Source organism: Pedobacter sp. Bi126 (assembly GCF_918698245.1).
In the GTDB taxonomy this organism is placed as follows: domain Bacteria; phylum Bacteroidota; class Bacteroidia; order Sphingobacteriales; family Sphingobacteriaceae; genus Pedobacter.
In genome coordinates, this window is record NZ_CAKKMS010000001.1 from 887,260 (window position 1) to 908,861 (window position 21,602).

The window sequence follows — 21,602 nt, forward strand, 5'->3', positions numbered from 1 at the left end:
ATTAGTAGGTTAACTTTTTATTAATTTTATTTATTGTTTTGATGCAATGCAACACAAAAAACCTTGTCTACCCTGCATATTAAACAGATTTAACAAAGCTTTATTATCCTGAGCCAACTATGGGAATTGAACCCATGACCTCTTCCTTACCAAGGAAGTGCTCTACCGCTGAGCTAAGTCGGCTTTTTAGTTTCCAGTTCCAGCCTTTAGTTTTAACCAAATAAAAACTGTTACCAATAACTGCCCACTTTCTAATTTTTATTGGAGCGGAAGACGAGGTTCGAACTCGCGACCTATAGCTTGGAAGGCTATCGCTCTACCAACTGAGCTACTTCCGCTTTTAAAAACTAGTGATTGATTGAATGAAAGAATGATAGAAATAATCTCTCATTAAAACATTTGGTCGTTCATTTAAAGTGTGGGGAGAGAAGGATTCGAACCTTCGAAATCTTGCGATAACAGAGTTACAGTCTGTCCCATTTGGCCGCTCTGGAATCTCCCCATTTTCTACTTTAAAATGCTAACACTTTAAAATAAAAAGAGCCTCCTATCGGAATCGAACCAATGACCTACTGATTACAAGTCAGTTGCTCTACCAGCTGAGCTAAGGAGGCTTTAAATTTTGTGCAATGATACGAAAAATCTTCATTTTTCATACTATTAACGTGTTTTTTTAAAACTTTTATCTTTTTAAAGAACAAGCCTTTTCTTCTTGGCCTAACACCGTTTCCGAAAGGGAATGCAAATATACACACTTATATTTCACTTCAAAATAAATTTGAAAAAAAATAGTGAAATTTTTAGCCCTCACACTCAATTAAGACGATTTAAAATAATAGGTACTTCATAATCAGCCGCTTTGCTTTCGCTTAAAATCGTATTATTTTTTTAACTTTTTCGGTGTTCTAACGAATATGAATCGGTTTTTAAGTTTAATTGCGCCCGCTCTCACCTCCCGGTGCTTTCCAGCTACCACTTCTTACATCCTTTAACATCACCAAATCGTTTACATCCTTATTAATTTTAAAAAAAATCAATCGATACCATTTATTAATTAGTTAAAAACAACAGCAAATTCCTCACGATAGTCCATAAAAAAGGCAACATAATGATTAATCATGTTGCCTTTTCTTAAAATAATGCTAATTTTTAGTAATCAGCGGCTTCGCTTTCGCTTAAAATTGCTTTATGCTCACTTAATTTTGCGCGTGTTTTATCTTTATGTTTAGTGATCTGCTTTCTTAATGACTCAATTGCCAGATCTGTGGCTTCTTCGAATGATTTACATTGTTCTTTAGCGAAGAGGGTACCTCCCGGCACAATGAGTTTTATCTCACTAATTTTATTGGCCTCATCCTCTACGTTTTCTAACTTTAAATACACTTCTCCGCTAATGATCTGGTCGAAAAACTGATCTAGCTTATTTGCTTTTTTTTGTATAAAATCTAACAACTTACTGTCTGCACTGAAGTGGATTGATTGAACTCCGATTTTCATTTTTCCTCCTTTTTTTATGCCTTTGGATGGGCTTGTTTATAAATTGTTTTTAATCTTTCGATCGAATTGTGGGTGTAAACCTGGGTTGCTGCTAAGCTGGCGTGACCCAAAAGTTCTTTAATTGCATTTAGATCTGCTCCTGCATTTAGCAGGCTTGTTGCATAACTGTGCCGAAGCACGTGGGGACTTTTCTTCTCATTGGTTGATACGTGGTTTAGGTATGAGGTAACAATACGGTATATTAATTTTGGATATGCCGCTGCACCTGTATTGGTAACGATTAAGATAGGCAAATTGTTATTAAAGTTTTGCAACTTTTTTAGCTCAACATAGGTATTGACCTGATTGATAAGCTGTTTATTTACAGGAATGATCCGTTCTTTATTTCTTTTACCCAAAACCTTTATTGTTCCCGAATAAATATCAATATCTGTATCTTTTAACTGGAGTAGTTCTGTTAAACGCATACCGGTACCAAAAAGTAATTCGATTACCAGACGATCGCGAACAGAAGAGAAGCTTTCATTAAAATAATGCTCCGAATCCAATAGCTGATCCATCTTTTGCGAATCAACAAATACCGGTAGTCTTTTGGGTATTTTGGGTGCTTTAATTAAAACAGTAGGATTTTGATCAATCTTTCCGCTTCGCTGTAAAAATTTATAAAAACTCCTTAGTGTCGAAATTTTTCTATTGATGGTCTGTTCTGATACTTTCTTCTCCATCAGATCTACCATATAGCTCCGTAGGTGAATATGCTTAACTTCTAAAAAATTCAGCTCGAATGTAATATTGACATACGCTTCAAACTGATCTAAATCTGTTTGATAAGAGGTAATGGTGTGCTGAGAATAGCGCTTCTCGTGAGTTAAATAGGTTATAAAACTTTTTAGCAACATTCAATATCTTTTTGAGGGGCATTGATATGAAGTTACAAATAGTTTTGATATAAAGAAATCATTAATTAATTGTTTATTGTAAAGTTTTTGATTTCTTTTTAAAACAAAAAGTCCTCCCGATTTTACATCAGAAGGACTTTAACGTATTTATATCTTAAACAACTATGCAGTTGTATCTTGATTCATATTCTGAATGTAAACAGCATGTTTAATTTCAGTACGGCGAGCAACGGATTTTTTCTCGTATGCTTGGCGACTACGCAGTTCTCTCAATACACCAGTTTTTTCAAACTTTTTCTTGAAACGTTTAAGGGCTTTATCTAATGATTCGCCGTCTTTAATGTTGATAATGATCATAACGCTGAAATACCTCCTCTCGTGGTTTTTAAAATTCCCCGTGTTATCGGGGATGCAAATGTAAGCAAAATATTGAAAATGAGAAAGCTTTTATAAAAAGAAAATTTATTTAAATCGTTAGTTAAACTAAACTGTTGTTTACCTACATTTATATATACATTATATGATATGACAACAGGCAAAAAAGTAGGCTCAATTATCGCAGTTATAGTCATTATTTTACTCGTAGCAATCTGCTATTATCGGTATTTCTTTGTTTTTGGCGAAGGCGTTAAAGCCGGCGAATTAAATTATGTAGTAAAGAAAGGCTATATCTTTAAAACTTACGAGGGTAAATTGATTCAAAGTGGGATTCGATCCAAACAAGCCGGCACTCTACAAAACAATGAATTCGAATTTTCTATTGCAAATAAAGAAATTGCCGATAAAATGATGGCCAATAGTGGCAAGTTTTACGAACTCCACTATAAAGAATATAAAAATACCCTGCCCTGGCGCGGATTTAGCGTTTATGTAGTAGATAGCATTTTAACTACTAAAGATATACCGCAATAAGCTTAAAGTCCAAAGACTAAAGCTTAAAGCGCTTTGCAGGTAGTTCAGAATATATCTATTCGCTTTGGTCTTTCGGCTTTAGTCTTTAATCCTTTTTCTTCGGTACCTTCGCTCCTGCTTTCCTGGCTTCCGATAATCCGATAGCAACTGCCTGCTTTTTGGAAGTTACTTTTTTACCTGATCCGCTTTTAAGCTTACCCTCTTTCATTTCGTGCATGGTTTTTTCAACTTTCTCACCAGCTTTTTCTGAATACTTTGCCATATTTTAGTCCATTAGTTCAATGGTCAATAGTCCATTGGTAATTGCCCATTGATTATTAGTCTTTACTAAAAACAACAGCAATTGAAAGTTGGTTTTAAAATTTTAAAACAAAAAAATCCGGAGGTGGTTAAACCGTCCGGATGCTCATAATATATTTGGTTTGTTGTTTTTCGTTAACTAAGTTTCCAGCTTTAGTCTTTTAGCTTTAAGCTAACACCTCTCTGGCAATTACAATTTTCTGTATTTCAGACGTTCCTTCGCCTATTGTACATAATTTACTATCGCGATAAAATTTTTCTACCGGAAAATCTTTGGTATAACCATAACCGCCAAATATCTGAACAGCTTCTGTTGCTACCCTTACCGAAACCTCTGAGGCAAAGTATTTTGCCATGGCCGATTCTTTTGTCATAGGCAAATGCCTGTTTTTTAAATCTGCTGCCTGGCGGATCAATAATTCGGCTGCTTCAATTTCGGTAGCCATATCGGCCAGTTTAAAACTAATGGCTTGAAAGCTGGAGATTGGCTGACCAAACTGCTGGCGTTGTTTTGAATATGCTACCGCAGCATCAAAAGCACCTTTTGCAATACCTAAAGCCAATGCCGCAATAGAAATCCTTCCACCATCTAAAACTTTCATCGCCTGTTTAAAACCTTCGCCAACATTACCCAATAAATTAGCCTTTGGCACACGGCAGTTGTCAAAAATCATTTCTGTGGTTTCTGATGCACGCATGCCTAATTTATTTTCTTTTTTGCCTGCTGTAAAACCTGGTGTACCTCGCTCTACTACAATAGCCGAAATCCCTTTCGAACTCCCCTGCTCCCCGGTTCTTACCATAACAACCGCAATATCGCCGCTTTTGCCATGGGTAATCCAGTTTTTTGCACCGTTTATGATATAGTCGTCGCCATCTTCAACAGCGGTGGTCATCATTCTCAGTGCATCCGAACCTGTATTTGCTTCTGTTAAACCCCAGGCGCCGATCCATTCGGCTGTAGCCAATTTTGGTAGCCACCTCTGCTTCTGTTCTGCATTGGCAAAGGCCAAAATATGCCCGGTACATAAAGAGTTGTGTGCAGCCAATGATAAGCCGATTGAACCACAAACCCGGGCCACTTCTACAATTACATCAACATATTCCTGATAGCCCAATCCAGAGCCTCCATATTCTTCGGGAACCAAAACGCCCATTAAACCTAATTCGCCGAGCTGTTTAAACAATTCGACAGGAAAATGCTGTGCCTCATCCCATTCCATTATATGTGGACGAATGTTTTTCTCTGCAAAATCGCGGACCATGGCCTTTACACTCTGCTGAGTTTCTGTTTCTGAAAAATCGAAGCTTACGCTCATTAAATTTATATTTTATAGTTAGTTGAGGCAATTATAAACAATTATTTGATAGTTAGTTACCATTAAATATTTGTTCAATTACAGAATGAAATGGTATTCGGTTCAATTAGTTTATAGGTTAATTTTAAACCTTGAAATTAACGGAGAAAGTTTTTTTCTATTTTTCTTACAACTGTAGCCGAATAAACTAATTATGTGGCGTTTTTGAAGAATATAGATAAAATTGAAAGAATGGTAATAGATGTATACACTCAGTGTTTCGCAAAACATTTGTTGAAAATGGATTCTTTTAAACTTTGCAGGCAATTAATTCCTATAACTAAGCTGGAATAGGAACTACATAATTTTTAACTTGGTTATTTTTTTGGAAATCAGGTACAGAAGCATTTCGCGTTATTCAGTCCTGCTCTTCACTTTACTCCGTTGCACTACGTGTTCGTTCCGATCAGGTTTAGGTGGCGCGGCTGGCACTATGATTTGGGGACTGCTTTTCAAATAATATTTAAAACTTAACCTTTAAATTCAAGGTGCTAAAAAGAAATATAAGGGGTAATCTTATCGATAACCTCTTGGTTTAAAATGATGATCTTTTTTAAATCGGATGGGCTGGCATAATTGCCATGCTGCTTACGGTATTGAATAATGGCATTAATCTGCTTATAAGAAAGGTATGGATTGCGCTTTAAATCGTTAAATGTTGCTGTATTTATATTTATTGTTTTTAATGGGGCATTACTGATTTCAATCTGGTCTTTAATTTCGGCATACTTATTAGAATCTAAGCCATAAACTTCGAGAAGCTGCTCTTTCTTGTAAAAACCACCTAAACGTTCACGGTATTTAATAATTCTAAGCGCAAAAGTGCCGCCAATACCTTTTATCTCATCCAATTGTGCAGAATCGGCCTTATTAATATCGACAATTACTAAAGTTTTTTTAGCGTATTCCTTTTTATCGAAAGGTGCATATTTTCTTGAGGTATTAATGGGCTGATCGGGTATGTTAACATAGGGCGATATCTTTTTATACATTTCTGGCGAAATGGTATACATTTTCTGAAGATCTTCGGCTTTGTAAAACTTACCGCCCTTAGCGGTATAATTCATAACCGATTGTGCCTGTTTTGCTGATAAACCTAAAGTTTGCCAACCCTGTGCATCTAAAGTGTTGGGATTGAATTTGAAAAGTTTAACCGTTTTTTCGGGATTCGAATTTTCAATCCGATCACGAATGGTATTGGCATATGCCTGATCTGTTATGGTTATCTTCTGAATTTGTGCTAAAAGATCTGGGCCATCATTTGAAACTGGCCGATAATAACCATATATAATAGGTGTAGCCTTAATTACAATAATGATAAAGACCAGGAATAGCAATCCATTAAATTCACTTTTGCTAACACCAAAATTTTTGTTGAGCCAAATTCTCATTGATGCGATATGACATGTGTATTATAAATATAAATCTTATTTTTGGAATTGCAAAACAGAACAGGTTTTGCCTATCAACAATCTAAGAATTTTATATGAAGATCATAACTACGTCTGAGTTTGCAAAAGCAACAAAGATAGATAAGCTAGGTGTACCAGGTTTAGCAGGTTTGATGATGGAGATCATGAAACTGAACGACATCAACGACGTATTCGCTCAAAATCAACACTTTAAAGGCTTAGAATTTGTAGACAAGATATTAGAAACCATTGGCGTATCTATAGAATTTGATGATGATGATTTAAATTGCATTCCGAAAACAGGCCCTTTTATTGCTATTGCAAATCACCCTTATGGTGGTGTAGAAGGTTTAGCTTTGGTTAAACTTTTATGTACGGTTAGGCCTGATGCGAAGGTGATGGTGAACTTCATTTTGAAAAAAATACCAAACCTTGATGAATTTTTTGTTGCTGTTAACCCTTTCGAAAACGTTCAACATACATCGAGCATCAGTGGTTTGAAAACTACTTTTGATCTGCTTAGAAACGGGGTTCCGATCGGGATTTTCCCTGCAGGAGAGGTTTCTACCTTTAAGTTGGATGCCCAACAGGTAACGGACAGGATGTGGCATCCTGTTGTTGGAAAACTGATTGCTAAAGCAAAAGTACCCGTTGTACCTATTTATTTTCACGGTAATAACGGTGTTTTCTTTAATATTTTAAGCTTCATCCACCCTACCCTGCGTACTGCAAAGCTACCTTCGGAGTTTTTAAATAAACATGGGCGCACCATTAAGGTACGGATTGGCAAACCAATAGCCGTATCTGAAATTTCGCACATGAACAGCAGCAATAAACTGATGGACTTTTTAAGGGCCCGTACATATGCACTTGGTATTGGCTTAGATACAGAGAAAAAACTCTTTAATCCACTAAACTTATTCAAAATTAAAAAGAAACCTGTTGAGGTAATTGAAGAAACTTCGAGGCTTTTAATCAAAAATGAGGTGGTACTTTTAGAAGATTTTAAAGTTTGGACGGAGAAAAATTACGAAGTATACATTGTTCCGACTTTAAAAATTCCCAATATTTTAAGAGAAATTGGACGTTTGCGCGAAATTACTTTCCGAGAGGTTGGTGAAGGAACCAACAAAAAAATCGATCTTGACAATTACGACATCTACTATAACCACTTATTTATTTGGGATAAGGATTTAGAAAATATTGTAGGTGCTTACCGGATTGGTAAAGGTGATGAGATTTTAGAAAGCATGGGCCGCCGTGGTTTCTACCTATCAGAACTGTTTAAAATGAAAGATCAGTTCTACCCAATGTTGAGACAGGGAATCGAACTGGGCAGATCGTGGATCAGAAAAGAATACCAGGGCAAACCACTTCCATTATTTTTGCTTTGGAAAGGAATTTTAAAATACCTGATTGATAACCCACAGTACCGCTACATGTTTGGGCCCGTAAGTATCAGCAACAATTTCTCTAAATTTAGTAAGGCCTTAATTGTAGATTACATTACCAAAAACCATTTCGATTATGAGATGGCAAAGTATGTGAAGCCAAGAAACAAGTTTAAAGCGGATCTTTTACCGATTTCTACAGATACCTTGGTTGATAGCAGCGAGTCTTTTAAAGATCTGGATAGCATTATCGGCGATATCGAAAACTCGCATATTAAGATTCCGGTATTGTTGAGGCAGTATATGAACCTGAATGCGAAGATTATCTCATTCAATATCGACCCTAAATTTTCTGATTGTTTAGACGGCTTCTTAGTGGTTGATACACATAATATTCCGCCAGAAATGCTCGAAAAGCTAGGCAAGAATCTATAAATGAATTCCATAAAAAAACCCAGACATCCATCTGGGTTTTTTATTATCAACTAACCTAAACTTTATAAATACTAACCAAATATTTATGCCACAAAAGTAGGTTTGCCCTGTTAAATTGGTGTTAATGAAATATTATTTATAGAATTTTCTTCCTTACAATTTCTTAATCGATTAATACACTGTTGTTCATATTATTGCATTATCTTTAGGTACTCTGTATGAGCTATGATAAACATTCTTCTTCGCAAGAACCGAATGTTTCCCGCCCTTATATTTAGCTCAAATAAAAAATCATTTATCAAGTTGGTTCCCTAATGGAATCAATTTTGAACTATAATTATGACAGTCATTTCTAAAGAGAATTTTTCAAAGGCAACCGGCATTTGTAACATTCCAATCCCCGGCCTTGCTTCCTTTTTAATGAGGTTCTTGAAGATTAACGACTTCAATGGAATTATTAGAGATGCGAATACCTTAGAAGGAGAAAAATTTGCCAATCATATTCTGGATGTCCTGGGCGTTACGATTCAGATCAATGATGAAGATTTAGCCAACATTCCAAAAGAAGGCGCATTTATTGCGATTGCAAACCACCCCTATGGTGCTATAGAATCATTGGCATTATTAAGTACACTTGCCGATCGCCGACCCGATACGATGTTTATGGGAAATTTTCTGTTAAAGAAAATCCCAAATCTTGAGAAATGTATTATCGCGGTAAATCCGTTCGAAAAAGTTCAGGATTCATCAAGTATTAGCGGATTAAAAACCACTTTAAAAGTTTTAAAAGATGGCAGTCCTGTTGCCATTTTTCCAGCAGGCGAAGTTTCTTCTTATAAATTCAGAAAAAATCAGATTACCGACCGTGAATGGCATCCCGTGGTTGGAAAAATCATCTCTAAAGCCAATGTACCCATCCTACCAGTGTATTTTCATGGCAATAATGGCATCTTTTTTAGCTTGCTGAAATTTATACACCCTTCGTTACAAACAGCAAAGCTGATTTCAGAGTTATTTAATAAAAATGGTCACCAGTTAAAAATCAGTATAGGCAAACCCATCCATTTGGAAGAAATAGCCTGTAAAAATTGTAATACCTCACTCTTAAAATATTTAAGAAAGGGACTCTATGCCCTAAAAAAATAACCCGACCCGGATTCATGAAAATACAATGTTAATTTCCCGTTAAGCACCAACCTTATTGTTGACATAAAGAAATTGTTGCTTTTGTGTTAATAATAAGTAAATTTAATGTAACCAAATATGGAGCGGTTTGAAAAGAGGGAGTTATACATATATTTTGAAGACCATTTTGTTCGTTTGCCTCGTGATGAATACCGTCATCTCGAAGGGACAGAATTATTCTTTTGATTTTTATGATGGAACTTTCAACTTTAGTGTAGATTCTTCAGTCGTTTTTCCAATACCAAAAACAGCAACTACATCAGCTGTTTCAAACTTTTACAGCCGCATCTCTTCTGGCCAGTACGCAGCTCTTATTTCGTCTTTAGAAAAATACCAGAAAAAATATAATTTAAACGACTGGATTTATTACCAGCTGATCCGAAAAACAGCCGAACAGATTAGTCCGAAGGCAGATAATTATTTCGCCTACACTTTATACAAATGGTTTTTACTGAGTAAATGTGGTTACGATGCACGGCTAGCTGTTGGCAATGATCAGGTTATCTTTTATGTAAGAAATGAAGAGGATATCAGCGATATTCCGTTTTTCATGATTGACGACAAAAAGTTTATGTGCCTTAATTACCACGATTATGGCAAACTGTTTAAACAGGCCGATGCTTATAAGCCTGTTAAAATTTTAATTCCAGAGGCTAAAAATCCTTTCTCTTATAAGGTTACCCGAATGCCCGATTTTAAACCAGAAAGTTATCAGGAAAAAGATATCGAATTTAGCTACCGTCAAAAAATCCATCATTTTAAGCTAAAAGTTAATGAAGATATACAAACCATTTTCAAAAACTATCCGGTAGTCGATTTTGAGAGTTATTTTAATATTCCTTTAAGCCGGGAAACGTATAGCTCTCTTATCCCGACTCTGAAAGAAAACCTAAAAGGCATGGATCAGAAAAAAGGTGTCGATTACCTGATGAGATTTACCCGTTATGGTTTTTTATATGAAGATGACGGTGAAAATTTTGGCAAGGAAAAACGTTTCTCGCCTGAACAAACCTTATTAAGTACCTACAGCGATTGCGATGACCGGGCCGCCCTATTTTTCTATTTGGTAAAGGAAATATATAACCTGCCGATGATCGCCTTACTATATCCTAAACATTTAACTATTGCTGTTCAGTTTGACAAACCAGTTGGCGAAGCGATTACTTATAAAGGCAAAAAGTATTCGTACTGCGAGCCTACACCCCAGGCTCAGAATCTAAAAATCGGACAACTTTCTTCAAATTTCAAGAACAGTAAATACGAAGTGGTGTATGCATATGAGCCTAAGAAATAAGCCCTTCGTATTAAATTAATGTTAAAAAATCGTTATTTTATCAATAACAGGTTGATTCATTAGCTATTTAAGGTAATTTAGATTTCTCATATTGAGTTAAATTTAAAACCTTGTCCATGTCTGCTATTATCTATACCGTTTTAAAGGAATTTTTTGTTGAGGTGAACGGTCACGCTATAAAGGCTAGAATTATGTCGCCGATTAACGATGGCAAAGTTTTCGTTTTCAAAATCAGTTCATTTTACAAAAGCAAAACTGATTCTGATGCTTATGAACCGGCATCAACATTTACTTCTTACGCAAATGCTGAACGGCATTTACTTCAATACCTGGAAGGTTTCCAGAGTACCCTAGATCTGGGCGGAGAAATTGCACCAGGACATACTTTCTAAATGTTTTCTTTATCATCTTTCTCAGGCGGAAGTTCAGACTGGATTACCTCTTCTTCAAATTCCTTTTTGTCTTTTTGGTTCCTTTTGACCAGGTAGGCAATTAAAATGATGACCAGAACCGCAACACCGATTAATACTGGATAATTCATATTCGTTCGATTAAATTTCAACCTATGTGATTTAACCTAAGTTATAAGAAATATTTTATATGTTAAGCAGCTAGCTACGTGTTAACATAATCATAATATTAATTTAACTTTCTGATTCTCTATCTTTGGGAAAACCCATAAGTTTTAGATGAAAAAGAACAAATCCAAGTCGAAAAGTCATTCGACAAGCAAAAAACTACGCAAAGAATTAGAGTCGAAATTAGCCCTTGCATTTAACGAACTTGTTATCCAGTATGGCAAAGCCAAAAAAGCCGATAAAGTAATCGAAAAATTTGCAAAGCAATTAACTAAAAAAGTCACTTTCAATATTCAAGATGATTCTATAACGCCATATATCAAAGAAGAGCAAGTTACTCCTGCAACTCCAAAGGCAAAAGCTGCTAAACCTGCTGTAGAAAAGAAAGCAGTAAAAAAAGAGCCAGTTATCGAGTAAATTGAAGTTTAGTTAATCGAATACGGTCATAAAAAGCTTTTCTATAGCGGATACCAGTTTAAAAAAAAGCAGGGCAATTTTCTAATGGAAATTACCCTGCTTTTTTTTATAGATCTACATTTTTGATCAGCTGGTACTTAATTAAAAGTAACCATTTGCCGTGCCCACTCTCCCACTCATTCTAAACCAACCAACCAACCAACCTGCATTCTAAAGGACCAGAGGTGCCACATGACCATTCTTATTGTGGAGAGTTACCAAAACTGCTTACCATCCTGTAACAATATTCCGTAAAATCAAAATTATATAAACAATTAACAGGAATGTTCTTTCTGATTGTAAACTTGTTTATATAGGATAGGAAAAATGTTGTTTACCTTCCTCCACCCCCTTGTTTACCTTTCTCTACCTATTCTTTACCCTTTGTTTACCACTTGTTTACCCTTTCTGTACACCAAGTTAACCCTAGGGTTACCCCACGGTTACCTTTTCTTTACCCTGGCGTTACCTAATTTATTACCTAAAAGGTAAAGGATTCGCGAATATTAGCTATGGCAAAAGTTACCTTGGGGATGACTTGGTATAATGAGTGGGTAATCAATTTTAAACTAATTCTATTGTTGGCTTAACCGTCTTTATAATCGTGATAGGCTGAGAACCATTAGCAGGAGTAATCAATATTGTATAACGAATGCGTATACCATCAAGATTGGTAACATTATAGTAAGCTGTTCCGATACTATAATCCTGACGATGCTGAACCTTAAATAAAATATTTTTTGCTGTCCCAACATTCGAGCTACTACCATAAGCATAAAGCTCTTCTCCAATGATTTCTTTCCCGTAACTTTCTGGCATTGGGTAATCTGGACCAGTCCTATCCACAAATGACCCTATTGTTGTTTTTTCAGAAGGACGACCATAATTTGCATATTTTTGTTTGTAAGGAACAAGTACGTCAATTCTGGTAACTTTAACTGTTGTTCCATCATTGGTAACCTCTGGATTGGTTATTGGCCTAAACTCATTAAGGAGGCCATGATGATAAGCTACGCTATAATCATCTATGTACTTTATTTCCGTACCAGGAAACTCGTTAATTGGCACCTTTTGATTCGCTACAAACAAAATTGGAGCTACTGAAAAATCAAAAGCACCTAAAATTTTGTTATAACTAGGAATATATCCTACGGAATTAGCATTAGCTGATCCTGGCATGGCCAAAGTAGTGCTTAGAATACCGGTATTGTTAGTTATAGACCCCGTTAAATTAGTTTCTACTTGTAATTTTAAATCAACAACCTGAGGGCTGGTTGCTGTGCCTCCCAATATGGCACTAAAAAAACCTTTAACCGCACCACTTAAGCCTCCTTTAATGCCATCTTCTATAGACTTCGTTACATCTGTCCCAAAGACTTTTGATTTAGGCAGATTTAGTGCTTTTACCCCTTGGAAACCAGCCACATGAATTGCTGTATTGCCTAAATTTCCCAATAAACTCCCAAGATTAAAGCCACCAGATCCTGCAGTACCGACAGTACCTGTTAAAGTTCCATTTGATGTTCCATTTAACATAACTTGCGACAAATTAGTTGAAGATACATTCCAAACAAAGTTGAGATTCTCATGATTGGCATTTGCAATATAGCGATCATAAGCTAACTCATACTGACAAGCATACCATGCACCTGTCGAGAGTATTTGATAATTTTGAATTTTTGTTACAGATTTTATTACATTTTCAGGATCAATAATCTCTTTAGAAAAATTCATTATTGAAGACGGATATCCGCCAGATATACCTAATCCATCACTAAAGTATGAAGATGCGTATGGGCTTCCAGGAGGTAAATACAGATAAAAACGTATTATTCCTCTATATTTATTGTAAAGTGCAAAAAAATTGGGAGATGTTAATTGCGTAGGGCTAAACGTATTATAGATTAGATTCCAACCATCAGCCTTTTTATAATCAAAAGCAATTTCGTTAGGGAATAATTGATTACTTCCAGATGCCCAAGGCACCAAGATAGGAGGAGAACCCGCCGGTGTAGGCATGTAATCAGCAGTTTCCCAATCAAAAACATGAGTTGGAATAGCTGCCATTTTATTTGGTATTTTTAAAGTAGTAGGCTCTAATGGAGAGTTATTTTCTTTCTTACAGCATACTAATACTGCTGGCAAGATTATTGCAACTATTGCAATCTTGAGCGCCTTAATTTTAATTTTTTTCATTAATTAAAAATATATGATAAATATTAAACATATATTAACTAATCATTAAGTTGTATGTTAAATAATTCTTTTTTTGATAATTTTAAATACATCAATGTAATACATATAAATTGCAATATAAAAAAAGGCCTGTGTCATGTGACACAGGCCTTTTTTTATATTTTAACTATATCCTAGTAAACTTTAGCACCTGGGTTAAAGTTTGTCCAGCCAGTTGTCCAGTTATCAGTTGCACTGAAAGCACCTCTGTAAGTCACAGCCGTGAAGAATGAAGATCCATCTGGGCTTACCCATGTTCCAGCTAAAGCAGCAGAACCAGCATTAGGAATTAAGTCTGGAGCAGTAGCGGTTAATGGGGCTTTTAAACCTGCATCTGTAACAGCTGCTAGAGTTACGTTACCCTCTGTTTCTGCCTTTGTTTTGATTGCAGCGGATGTAATTACGCCTTGTGCACTTGCATCAAAAGATTGATATGGATTAGCTACCGCATGCACTAAATTATTTTTAAATGTAGCAGCTCCAGAAACATAATCAGTAGCAGTTTGTGAAGACTCAATCGAGAAACCAGCAGCTTTATATCCTAATAAAATTGAGTTGTTTAATGCAAACTGAGCAGCTCTTCTGAAACGTGCAGCAAAGTTATTTGTAGAGGCGGCGTTATCGCTACCATTGGTACCAACAAACGTGAAGTTAGATAATACCGGTTTGGTTCTTGGGGTTGATGGACCAGTTGTTGGAATAGTTGCCTCATTATCACATTCGATGCCATTACTTTGATCGGCAGCATCAAAATAATTAGCCAATTTATAACTTACAGCAAACTGGATTTTTCCAGAGTAACCGAAATCAAAGTCGAAATCATCATCAGATGTACCATAAGCTATTAAATACTTTCCGTTAACAGTTCCACCAAAGAATTCAAAAGCATCATCTTTTGCGTATGATACCTGAATATGATCTAGGGTTGTTCCGTTTCCTACCGCATATAAACTAAGTGCATTTACCTCACTGTTAGCGCTAAAGGCAATACCAGCATATTCAATACGTACATATTTTATTGTACCCGAGTTATCGTTTACTACTGTACCTAAACCAAAAGTACCCGATACACCACCCTCAACATTAGATACTGAAGTTCTGTTAGTAGGCGCATTACCGATAATTGTAATACCTGCCCAGTCACCTGGATTTCTATCACCTGCTGCTCTACCAGAAGTAAATACAATAGGTTTATCTACTGTACCTACCGCTTCAATTCTGGCTCCTTTATCTATCACTAAAGCTCCTTTTGAAGTCACATCACTTTTAATAACGGTTCCAGCTTCAACAGTAAGAACCGCACCGCTTTGCACATGGGTCTCACCTTTCAGTATCCACACTCTATCTGAAGTAAGTGTTTTATTTGCAGTTACGTTACTAGGTATTGTTTCTGGCGCAGCCGGCTCCTCTACTATCGGGTCGCCATCGTTTTTCTTACAAGCGGACATTGTTACAGCTAAAATTGATAACGATGCCAATAATACTTTAAAATTTTTCATGTTCAAATTTTGTTTAAGCAAATTAACCTGGATACTTTTAACACAAAGCAAAGCACAGATTAAGTTATTGTTAATTAATTATTTATTTTTAAAATCTATGTTATAACTAAAGCCTAGTGTGAAATTTGTACCACTCTTATAACTGTAGTAGACAGCATCATCAGCTCTATTGTATGTTTTGTTATTTGGCCCGAAGTTTAAATATGATATATTTGATTGATTGAGAATATCAGAAACATTCAATTTAATTTCACCTTTATTTTTTAACACTTTTTTAGAGATCTGAAAATCAAATACATCACGACCTTTTTCATAAATATTAGGAACGGATTCATTACCTACTTTTCCTATTCTATCTCCTATTCTATTATATAGTGTGCTTATTGATAAACCGGTTTCCAGTGAGTTGTACTGTAAACCTGCATTGATCAAAAATGGAGACAGACCTTGTAGTTGTCTGGTTTGGAAACCCGGGATGCTCGATTGTACTTCTGATTTTAAATAGGTAAAGTTTGCAAAAGCGATAAAGTTTTCTAACCAACTGGCGCCTGACAAGAAATTCAGCTTCTTGCGAACATCTAACTCAAACCCATATGTATAAGCTTTATCTGCATTTTGATAACTAAATTTTAAATTATCAGCTGTGGAGGAACCATCTGTGACTTGTTCAATCGGATTCTGGAAATTTTTATAAAAAACGGAGAAAGTAAATGCCTCACCTGGAGAAGGATAATATTCATACCGAATATCTGCATTGGTATTTTGACTTCTTACTAGATCAGGGTTTCCACCAATTTGAACACCTTCTTCCTGATTGACGAATACGAAAGGCGCCAATTCTCTTAATTCTGGTCTGGTTATAGTTCTTGAACCAGAAAGCCTGAAATTAGACTTTTCATTTAAACTATATGTCAAATTTAATGAGGGAAGTACATCAAAAAAGTCTTTCTCATAAGATCTTTTTTGTCCTGTACTATTCAGGGCATCAATGGTTTGTTTATAACCTTCAACTCTTGCTCCTAAAATTAAACGCACTTTTTCAGCAAGTGCTTGATCTAACATCAAGTAACCTGCATTTAAATCTGTTTTCCCTGTATAACTATCTTGATTGTTAGTGATCTCATCCAGCACAAATCCATCTCTGGAGATATTATTTGTACTGAATATGCTTTCTTTTGGAAGAATTAATTTATTTGCATCGAATTCACTAGAGCTAGCTGGAGTATACAGGAAAATTCTAGCATTAAAATCTCTATCCCTTACTTGTTTTAACCCGCCAAATTTGAATGTGCCTTTTTTGCTGAAAAGATTAACAGGCATGCTTAATGATGCACTACCACCATAATTATTTTCGTTTAAGTCAGAGAAAAATCTTTTGGTATTATCATCAATTAAACTAAATGGTGAGTTCGAATTTTGAATACTACCATACATAATTGTCCGTAAATCTGGCTGTTCTCTTTTAATTAAAGCATAGTTTAAATTCCATTCTAGCTTAATGTTTTTCTCACCCAACTGATGCTCGCCCTCTAATTGAGAACTTAATAGTGATTTTTGATTTACCTCTGAAGAGGTATATCTGATATCAGTATTTTGATTTATAAACCCTTTTCTGTTTATGTAACTATCTTCGAATGATTGATTAAATAAGTTTTTTAATGAAATTTTATTCCTTCTAATTTTATATGAAAAGTTAGCAAGTCCACCCAAAGCTACATTGTATCTATAATTTAAATCTTGATATTTATTTATAAAGTTGATACCATCAAAAGCTTCACGTTCTGCAATTCTTTGGTTTTGCTCTCTCCTATAGTTTAGTGAAATTATACTTCCAAAGGTGCCTTCGTTTTTAAATTTGGCAACATTCCCCCATGTAAACTGGTAGTTCTGCATAGGTAAAGCGGTATATTTTCTTTCAGCATAAAGATTAGGAAACAATTTCGAATTGGCTATCCTAAGGTTTGTCGACCCTCCATTATACACACCTCTGGTACTAGGAAAATTTGTCGGCAAACTCCTGGTTCCATCATCAAACCCTAAAAAGTCAGTACTGTTCCTTTCGTTCGAATAAAAATCTTTAAAAGTCGATTGGGTATTATATCCTGTTGAAACAGCAAAGTTGATGAATTTACTGTCAGGTATGTCTTTCGTGACCACTTGCGTAACACCGCCAGCAAAATCTCCTGGTAAATCGGGGGTTGCGGTTTTGTTAATCACGATCTTATCAATCATATTAGAAGGTATGATATCAAAAGAGAATGCTCGTTTATCAGGCTCCGTACTGGGTAACAAAGAATTATTGATTAACGCAACATTATAACGATCAGATAAACCTCTAATAACTAGAAACTTTCCGTCTTGAATACTAGCGCCACTTACCCTTTTTAAAACTTCAGAAGTATTTTTATCGGGAGATTTTCTAATTTGATCAGCAGTTATACCACTTGAGATACGAGTGCTATTTTTTTGTGAAGCATACAAAGAATTCACAGATTCTTGTTTAACTGAGGCTGTGATTGTTACATCACCTAAATTAGCCCCACCAGCTTCTTCTAAAATTAAGTTTACAATAGTTGACTGATTACCTGAAACCTGAATGTCACTTACATTCTTAGATATGTAACCTACATAAGATAAATTCAAGGTATATTTTCCTGCAGTTAATCCACCAATAGCGTACCTTCCTTCTATATCGGTAGAAACACCTTTGGTGGTCCCAGCTATTTTAACCGTTACTCCAATTAAGGTTTCACCGGTTTTTTTATCAGTAACTGTTCCAGAAATTTTTCCTGTTTGTGCATACGCAAGTATGCTGATCGTTAAAGCGAACACTGTGAGTGCCGCTCTTTTAAAAGAGTTTAGTAAGTCCAATTTGCCTTTATTTGATAAGGGCAAAAGTATTACCACAGTGTTAACTGCAGGTTAGATATTAATTAATATTACTTTACCTTAAGGTTAACTAAACGTTAAGCACTTTTAGAATCAGTAACGAATACCCACTTTTTTGCAAATGAAGTGCAATAACCAGATCGGACCTATTAACAAGAACTTAACATCATCCAGAAATGAGGGTTTCTTTCCTTCAATTTTATGACCAATAAACTGACCAATCCAGGCCGCAACAAATATTGCTGCATAAATGGTATAAGCCGTTCCACTACCTAAGCCTACCGCCTGCTCAATTTTAACGATGATGTAACTCATTAAACCCACTACCCAGATCATCAAAAAAAACAAAACTGGCGAAAGTGTAAAGTAATAATACAAGCTAAATGCCAATAGAAAAGATGCCCAGTTAAAGAAACCGTTGTAGCTACCTAAAAAACCGATATGCGGAAAAGGGATCTGCCAGATCAAACCCAGTAAGCTGAATACAATTAACGGAACACAGATCCAGTGCACCAGCTTGTTTGTTGGATTTTGGTGGCTTTCGGCATACTTATCAAAAAGTACATCTACTGGCCGCTTTGGTTCGATTGTTATGGTTTGCTTGCTCATTATGTAAAAATAAAAAAAAGCGATGGAATATCCATCGCTTAATATTTTGTTTATTAGACCACTCGTCATGCTGAATTCAGTTCAGCACCTTTTCTGTTATTAAGATCCTGAAACAAGTTCAGGATGACGATTTAATCTATTTCGCAAATGCTACAGAACGGGTTTCTCTGATTACAGTAACCTTAATCTGTCCTGGATAGGTCATTTCAGTTTGAATACGGGTTGAAATATCTGCAGCTAAAAGTTCTGCCTGTGCATCAGTAATACGTTCACTTTCTACAATCACACGTAATTCTCTACCAGCCTGAATTGCAAACGTTTTTTCTACGCCAGGATAAGATAAAGCCAGTTCTTCTAAATCTTTAAGGCGTTTGATATAACTTTCTACCACCTCACGACGTGCACCTGGACGCGCACCAGAGATTGCATCACAAGCCTGTACGATTGGAGAGATCATTGAAGTCATCTCAATTTCATCATGGTGAGCACCAATAGCATTACAGATTTCAGGGTGCTCTTTATATTTCTCGGCCAATTGCATACCTAAAATTGCGTGTGGCAATTCAGGGTTATCATCAGGCACTTTACCTATATCGTGTAATAAACCTGCACGTTTAGCCATTTTAGCATTTAAGCCTAATTCGGCAGCCATCGTCGCACAGAAATTAGCTACCTCACGAGAGTGATGTAACAAGTTTTGTCCGTAAGATGAACGGTAACGCATACGGCCAACCATACGGATTAACTCAGGGTGTAAACCATGGATACCTAAGTCGATCACAGTACGCTCACCAATCTCTACAATTTCGTCTTCGATCTGTTTTTTGGTTTTCGCTACAATTTCCTCAATACGAGCCGGGTGGATACGACCATCTGTTACCAAACGGTGTAAAGCCAAACGGGCAATTTCTCTTCTTACCGGATCGAAACCTGATAAAATAATTGCTTCTGGTGTATCATCAACAATAATCTCAATACCAGTAGCAGCTTCTAAAGCACGGATGTTTCTACCCTCTCTACCAATAACACGGCCTTTAATCTCATCGCTTTCGATATGAAAAATAGAAACCGAATTTTCAATTGCAGCTTCGGTAGCAGTACGCTGAATGGTTTGGATGACTACCTTTTTAGCTTCTTTGCTCGCCGTTAACTTTGCCTCATCAACAATATCCTTCACCTGCATCATTGCCTGTGTACGGGCTTCTTGTTTCAGATTTTCTACCAATTGCTCTTTAGCTTCTTCGGCAGACAGACCAGCAATGGTTTCTAATTGTTTTAGGTGTTGGTTTTTAAGCACTTCAACTTCTTCTTGCTTTTTAATCGCAATTTCGGTTTGCTTTTCTAAAACACTTTTTTGCTTATCGAGTTCTTGTTCTTTTTTATTGAAATTTTCCATGCGCTGGTTTACCGATTGCTCTTTCTGCTTCATGGTATTTTCGCGTTGGTTAATGTTATTGTTTTTGGCATTTACTTCTTGCTCATGCTCCGCTTTCATTTGCAAAAACTTTTCTTTTGCTTCTAAAAGTTTATTCTTTTTTAAGATCTCTGCATTGTTTTCTGCATCTTTTAAAATCTTTTTCACTTTGTTCTGTGCGGCAACTTCCTGCTGTTTAAGCAAGTTACGCAGGAGGAATCTTCCTACCACCACTCCGATAGCAATACCCGCTATTACGGCAAATACGTATCCTAATATTTCAACTATTTCCATTTTGTTTTTTAAGTAAAAAAAAACCGCAACTAATTTTTAAAGTCTCATACATTTTAAACCTCAACTAAGCATAATTAGGGTTTAAGCCATTTTCAGGTGCCATAGCAGATGAAATACGCCCTCTTAACCCTATAGATATTGAAGTGTTAAGTTTTATAAAATTTGAAACTCAAAAACTAGCCGCGGCTATGTTTTTATGCTAATATATTTAAAGCATGCGTCATCCTGAATTTATTTCAGGATCTTCTTAAAACAAGCTCTGAAGCAAGTTCAGCGTGACGTATACTTTGAAAGAACGAACCTTATTTTGAAAAGAAATTACTGAGTAAAACATCCAATTCTTCAACTTTATCGGCAACAGCAGTATCCTGATTTTGTACTTTATTTTCTGTTCTTAATACGGCTGTTGCATAGTGTAACACTGCCATAGAAAGAAGATCCTGCTTATCTCTAACCGCATAATTATCCTGATAATCTTTTATGCGCTCATTGATCATTTTTGCTGCCCGTCTCACAATTTCTTCCTCTTCCATATTCACCTTTAGTGGATAAATACGGTCGGAAATGGTTATTTTAATCGAGATTTCTCCCATTTGTTTAGCTTAGTTTCTGATTTCTCTGCATCATTATTTTTTTAATAACGCAATACTTTTATCAATCTCCCGCACAAAATCGTTAATTTTTTGTTTAATGTCAAGCGATTTTTCGCTTGTTCCCTCTATACTTTTAGCCAATTTTGTAACCCTTAATTTTTCATCAAGTTCTACATTTTTGCTTTTCGCAGTATCGAGTGCTACTTTTAACGATTGATTTTCAAGCTTTAATAAATCATTTTCTTCCTGTAGCGCATTACATAGCTCTAATACCTGAGCCGTTTTTTGTAATACCTTATCTAATTGATCTGCAACAGAAGTCATGAATTTATTTCTAAAAATACGAATTTAT

20 protein-coding genes and 4 tRNA genes are annotated in these 21,602 nt (G+C 35.8%); 6 read left to right on the forward strand and 18 right to left on the reverse strand.

Annotation, left to right across the window (positions count from 1 at the left end; genetic code table 11):
- Positions 1 to 111: 111 nt before the first annotated feature.
- The 7 genes from LQ201_RS03415 to rpsU all read right to left on the reverse strand — a co-directional run bounded on the left by LQ201_RS03415 (position 112) and on the right by rpsU (position 2,753).
- Positions 112 to 183, reverse strand: a tRNA-Thr gene (locus LQ201_RS03415).
- A 79-nt stretch (positions 184 to 262) separates the two neighbouring features.
- Positions 263 to 338, reverse strand: a tRNA-Gly gene (locus tag LQ201_RS03420).
- Between the two features lie 81 nt (positions 339 to 419).
- Positions 420 to 502: transfer RNA gene (locus LQ201_RS03425), tRNA-Tyr, on the reverse strand.
- A 39-nt stretch (positions 503 to 541) separates the two neighbouring features.
- Positions 542 to 614: transfer RNA gene (locus tag LQ201_RS03430), tRNA-Thr, on the reverse strand.
- A 535-nt stretch (positions 615 to 1,149) separates the two neighbouring features.
- On the reverse strand, positions 1,150 to 1,497 hold the full coding sequence (gene hpf, locus LQ201_RS03435) for a ribosome hibernation-promoting factor, HPF/YfiA family (RefSeq protein ID WP_025143266.1): 348 nt from the start codon (positions 1,495 to 1,497) through the stop codon (positions 1,150 to 1,152).
- A gap of 14 nt (positions 1,498 to 1,511) precedes the next feature.
- Positions 1,512 to 2,396 carry a tyrosine-type recombinase/integrase gene (locus tag LQ201_RS03440; RefSeq protein WP_230143493.1) on the reverse strand — a complete coding sequence of 295 codons (885 nt, stop codon included), beginning with the start codon at positions 2,394 to 2,396 and terminating at the stop codon, positions 1,512 to 1,514.
- A 162-nt stretch (positions 2,397 to 2,558) separates the two neighbouring features.
- The gene (rpsU, locus tag LQ201_RS03445; protein ID WP_086549247.1) at positions 2,559 to 2,753 is read right to left on the reverse strand and encodes a 30S ribosomal protein S21; all 195 of its coding nucleotides are present in this window, start codon (positions 2,751 to 2,753) and stop codon (positions 2,559 to 2,561) included.
- A 168-nt stretch (positions 2,754 to 2,921) separates the two neighbouring features.
- Here rpsU and LQ201_RS03450 point away from each other — a divergent pair, with 168 nt between their 5' ends.
- Positions 2,922 to 3,308 (forward strand): hypothetical protein, encoded by a 387-nt coding sequence (locus LQ201_RS03450; RefSeq protein WP_230143491.1) that lies wholly within the window; start codon positions 2,922 to 2,924, stop codon positions 3,306 to 3,308.
- An 85-nt stretch (positions 3,309 to 3,393) separates the two neighbouring features.
- On the opposite strand, the gene LQ201_RS03455 is transcribed toward LQ201_RS03450, so the two are convergent.
- The 3 genes from LQ201_RS03455 to LQ201_RS03465 form a co-directional block, all read right to left on the reverse strand.
- Positions 3,394 to 3,570 (reverse strand): DUF6496 domain-containing protein, encoded by a 177-nt coding sequence (locus LQ201_RS03455; RefSeq protein WP_175270383.1) that lies wholly within the window; start codon positions 3,568 to 3,570, stop codon positions 3,394 to 3,396.
- A gap of 205 nt (positions 3,571 to 3,775) precedes the next feature.
- On the reverse strand, positions 3,776 to 4,927 hold the full coding sequence (locus LQ201_RS03460; RefSeq protein ID WP_230143489.1) for an acyl-CoA dehydrogenase family protein: 1,152 nt from the start codon (positions 4,925 to 4,927) through the stop codon (positions 3,776 to 3,778).
- 530 nt (positions 4,928 to 5,457) lie between these two features.
- Entirely contained in the window at positions 5,458 to 6,357 is a 900-nt protein-coding gene (locus tag LQ201_RS03465) for a ComEA family DNA-binding protein (protein WP_230143487.1), read from the reverse strand.
- A 95-nt stretch (positions 6,358 to 6,452) separates the two neighbouring features.
- Between LQ201_RS03465 and LQ201_RS03470 the strand changes: the two genes are divergently transcribed.
- From LQ201_RS03470 to LQ201_RS03485, 4 genes are all read left to right on the forward strand, one after another.
- Entirely contained in the window at positions 6,453 to 8,204 is a 1,752-nt protein-coding gene (locus LQ201_RS03470; RefSeq protein WP_230143484.1) for a lysophospholipid acyltransferase family protein, read from the forward strand.
- A 339-nt stretch (positions 8,205 to 8,543) separates the two neighbouring features.
- Entirely contained in the window at positions 8,544 to 9,350 is an 807-nt protein-coding gene (locus LQ201_RS03475) for a lysophospholipid acyltransferase family protein (protein WP_230143483.1), read from the forward strand.
- Between the two features lie 154 nt (positions 9,351 to 9,504).
- Entirely contained in the window at positions 9,505 to 10,683 is a 1,179-nt protein-coding gene (locus tag LQ201_RS03480) for a hypothetical protein (protein ID WP_371823030.1), read from the forward strand.
- Positions 10,684 to 10,799: 116 nt separating this feature from the next.
- On the forward strand, positions 10,800 to 11,075 hold the full coding sequence (locus LQ201_RS03485) for a hypothetical protein (RefSeq protein ID WP_230143479.1): 276 nt from the start codon (positions 10,800 to 10,802) through the stop codon (positions 11,073 to 11,075).
- On the opposite strand, the gene LQ201_RS03490 is transcribed toward LQ201_RS03485, so the two are convergent.
- Positions 11,072 to 11,224, reverse strand: a complete 153-nt coding sequence (locus tag LQ201_RS03490) for a hypothetical protein (protein WP_230143477.1) — start codon at positions 11,222 to 11,224, stop codon at positions 11,072 to 11,074. The two genes, LQ201_RS03485 and LQ201_RS03490, sit on opposite strands and share 4 nt — an antisense overlap.
- 148 nt (positions 11,225 to 11,372) lie before the next feature.
- On the opposite strand from LQ201_RS03490, the gene LQ201_RS03495 reads away from it, so the two are divergent.
- Positions 11,373 to 11,678, forward strand: coding sequence for a hypothetical protein (locus LQ201_RS03495; protein WP_230143475.1), 306 nt, complete (start codon positions 11,373 to 11,375; stop codon positions 11,676 to 11,678).
- Between the two features lie 603 nt (positions 11,679 to 12,281).
- Here LQ201_RS03495 and LQ201_RS03500 read toward each other — a convergent pair.
- From LQ201_RS03500 to LQ201_RS03530, 7 genes are all read right to left on the reverse strand, one after another.
- A complete protein-coding gene (locus LQ201_RS03500; RefSeq protein ID WP_230143473.1) occupies positions 12,282 to 13,913 on the reverse strand; it encodes a hypothetical protein in 1,632 nt (543 codons plus the stop codon).
- A gap of 173 nt (positions 13,914 to 14,086) precedes the next feature.
- The gene (locus LQ201_RS03505; protein WP_230145373.1) at positions 14,087 to 15,451 is read right to left on the reverse strand and encodes a hypothetical protein; all 1,365 of its coding nucleotides are present in this window, start codon (positions 15,449 to 15,451) and stop codon (positions 14,087 to 14,089) included.
- Between the two features lie 78 nt (positions 15,452 to 15,529).
- On the reverse strand, positions 15,530 to 18,322 hold the full coding sequence (locus LQ201_RS03510; protein WP_230145374.1) for a TonB-dependent receptor: 2,793 nt from the start codon (positions 18,320 to 18,322) through the stop codon (positions 15,530 to 15,532).
- A 111-nt stretch (positions 18,323 to 18,433) separates the two neighbouring features.
- Positions 18,434 to 18,949 (reverse strand): DUF962 domain-containing protein, encoded by a 516-nt coding sequence (locus LQ201_RS03515; RefSeq protein ID WP_230145375.1) that lies wholly within the window; start codon positions 18,947 to 18,949, stop codon positions 18,434 to 18,436.
- A 136-nt stretch (positions 18,950 to 19,085) separates the two neighbouring features.
- Positions 19,086 to 20,657, reverse strand: a complete 1,572-nt coding sequence (rny, locus tag LQ201_RS03520; protein WP_029277270.1) for a ribonuclease Y — start codon at positions 20,655 to 20,657, stop codon at positions 19,086 to 19,088.
- 302 nt (positions 20,658 to 20,959) lie between these two features.
- Complete coding sequence (locus LQ201_RS03525; protein ID WP_029277272.1) at positions 20,960 to 21,250, reverse strand: cell division protein ZapA; 291 nt, start codon at positions 21,248 to 21,250, stop codon at positions 20,960 to 20,962.
- A gap of 33 nt (positions 21,251 to 21,283) precedes the next feature.
- Complete coding sequence (locus LQ201_RS03530) at positions 21,284 to 21,574, reverse strand: hypothetical protein (RefSeq protein WP_230145376.1); 291 nt, start codon at positions 21,572 to 21,574, stop codon at positions 21,284 to 21,286.
- Positions 21,575 to 21,602: the final 28 nt, after the last annotated feature.

Coding starts and splice junctions, on each gene's coding strand:
- hpf (WP_025143266.1), bottom strand. CDS start 1,497: ATGAAAATCGGAGTTCAATCAATCCACTTCAGTGCAGACAGTAAGTTG.
- LQ201_RS03440 (WP_230143493.1), bottom strand. CDS start 2,396: ATGTTGCTAAAAAGTTTTATAACCTATTTAACTCACGAGAAGCGCTAT.
- rpsU (WP_086549247.1), bottom strand. CDS start 2,753: ATGATCATTATCAACATTAAAGACGGCGAATCATTAGATAAAGCCCTT.
- LQ201_RS03450 (WP_230143491.1), top strand. CDS start 2,922: ATGACAACAGGCAAAAAAGTAGGCTCAATTATCGCAGTTATAGTCATT.
- LQ201_RS03455 (WP_175270383.1), bottom strand. CDS start 3,570: ATGGCAAAGTATTCAGAAAAAGCTGGTGAGAAAGTTGAAAAAACCATG.
- LQ201_RS03460 (WP_230143489.1), bottom strand. CDS start 4,927: ATGAGCGTAAGCTTCGATTTTTCAGAAACAGAAACTCAGCAGAGTGTA.
- LQ201_RS03465 (WP_230143487.1), bottom strand. CDS start 6,357: ATGAGAATTTGGCTCAACAAAAATTTTGGTGTTAGCAAAAGTGAATTT.
- LQ201_RS03470 (WP_230143484.1), top strand. CDS start 6,453: ATGAAGATCATAACTACGTCTGAGTTTGCAAAAGCAACAAAGATAGAT.
- LQ201_RS03475 (WP_230143483.1), top strand. CDS start 8,544: ATGACAGTCATTTCTAAAGAGAATTTTTCAAAGGCAACCGGCATTTGT.
- LQ201_RS03485 (WP_230143479.1), top strand. CDS start 10,800: ATGTCTGCTATTATCTATACCGTTTTAAAGGAATTTTTTGTTGAGGTG.
- LQ201_RS03490 (WP_230143477.1), bottom strand. CDS start 11,224: ATGAATTATCCAGTATTAATCGGTGTTGCGGTTCTGGTCATCATTTTA.
- LQ201_RS03495 (WP_230143475.1), top strand. CDS start 11,373: ATGAAAAAGAACAAATCCAAGTCGAAAAGTCATTCGACAAGCAAAAAA.
- LQ201_RS03500 (WP_230143473.1), bottom strand. CDS start 13,913: ATGAAAAAAATTAAAATTAAGGCGCTCAAGATTGCAATAGTTGCAATA.
- LQ201_RS03505 (WP_230145373.1), bottom strand. CDS start 15,451: ATGAAAAATTTTAAAGTATTATTGGCATCGTTATCAATTTTAGCTGTA.
- LQ201_RS03515 (WP_230145375.1), bottom strand. CDS start 18,949: ATGAGCAAGCAAACCATAACAATCGAACCAAAGCGGCCAGTAGATGTA.
- rny (WP_029277270.1), bottom strand. CDS start 20,657: ATGGAAATAGTTGAAATATTAGGATACGTATTTGCCGTAATAGCGGGT.
- LQ201_RS03525 (WP_029277272.1), bottom strand. CDS start 21,250: ATGGGAGAAATCTCGATTAAAATAACCATTTCCGACCGTATTTATCCA.
- LQ201_RS03530 (WP_230145376.1), bottom strand. CDS start 21,574: ATGACTTCTGTTGCAGATCAATTAGATAAGGTATTACAAAAAACGGCT.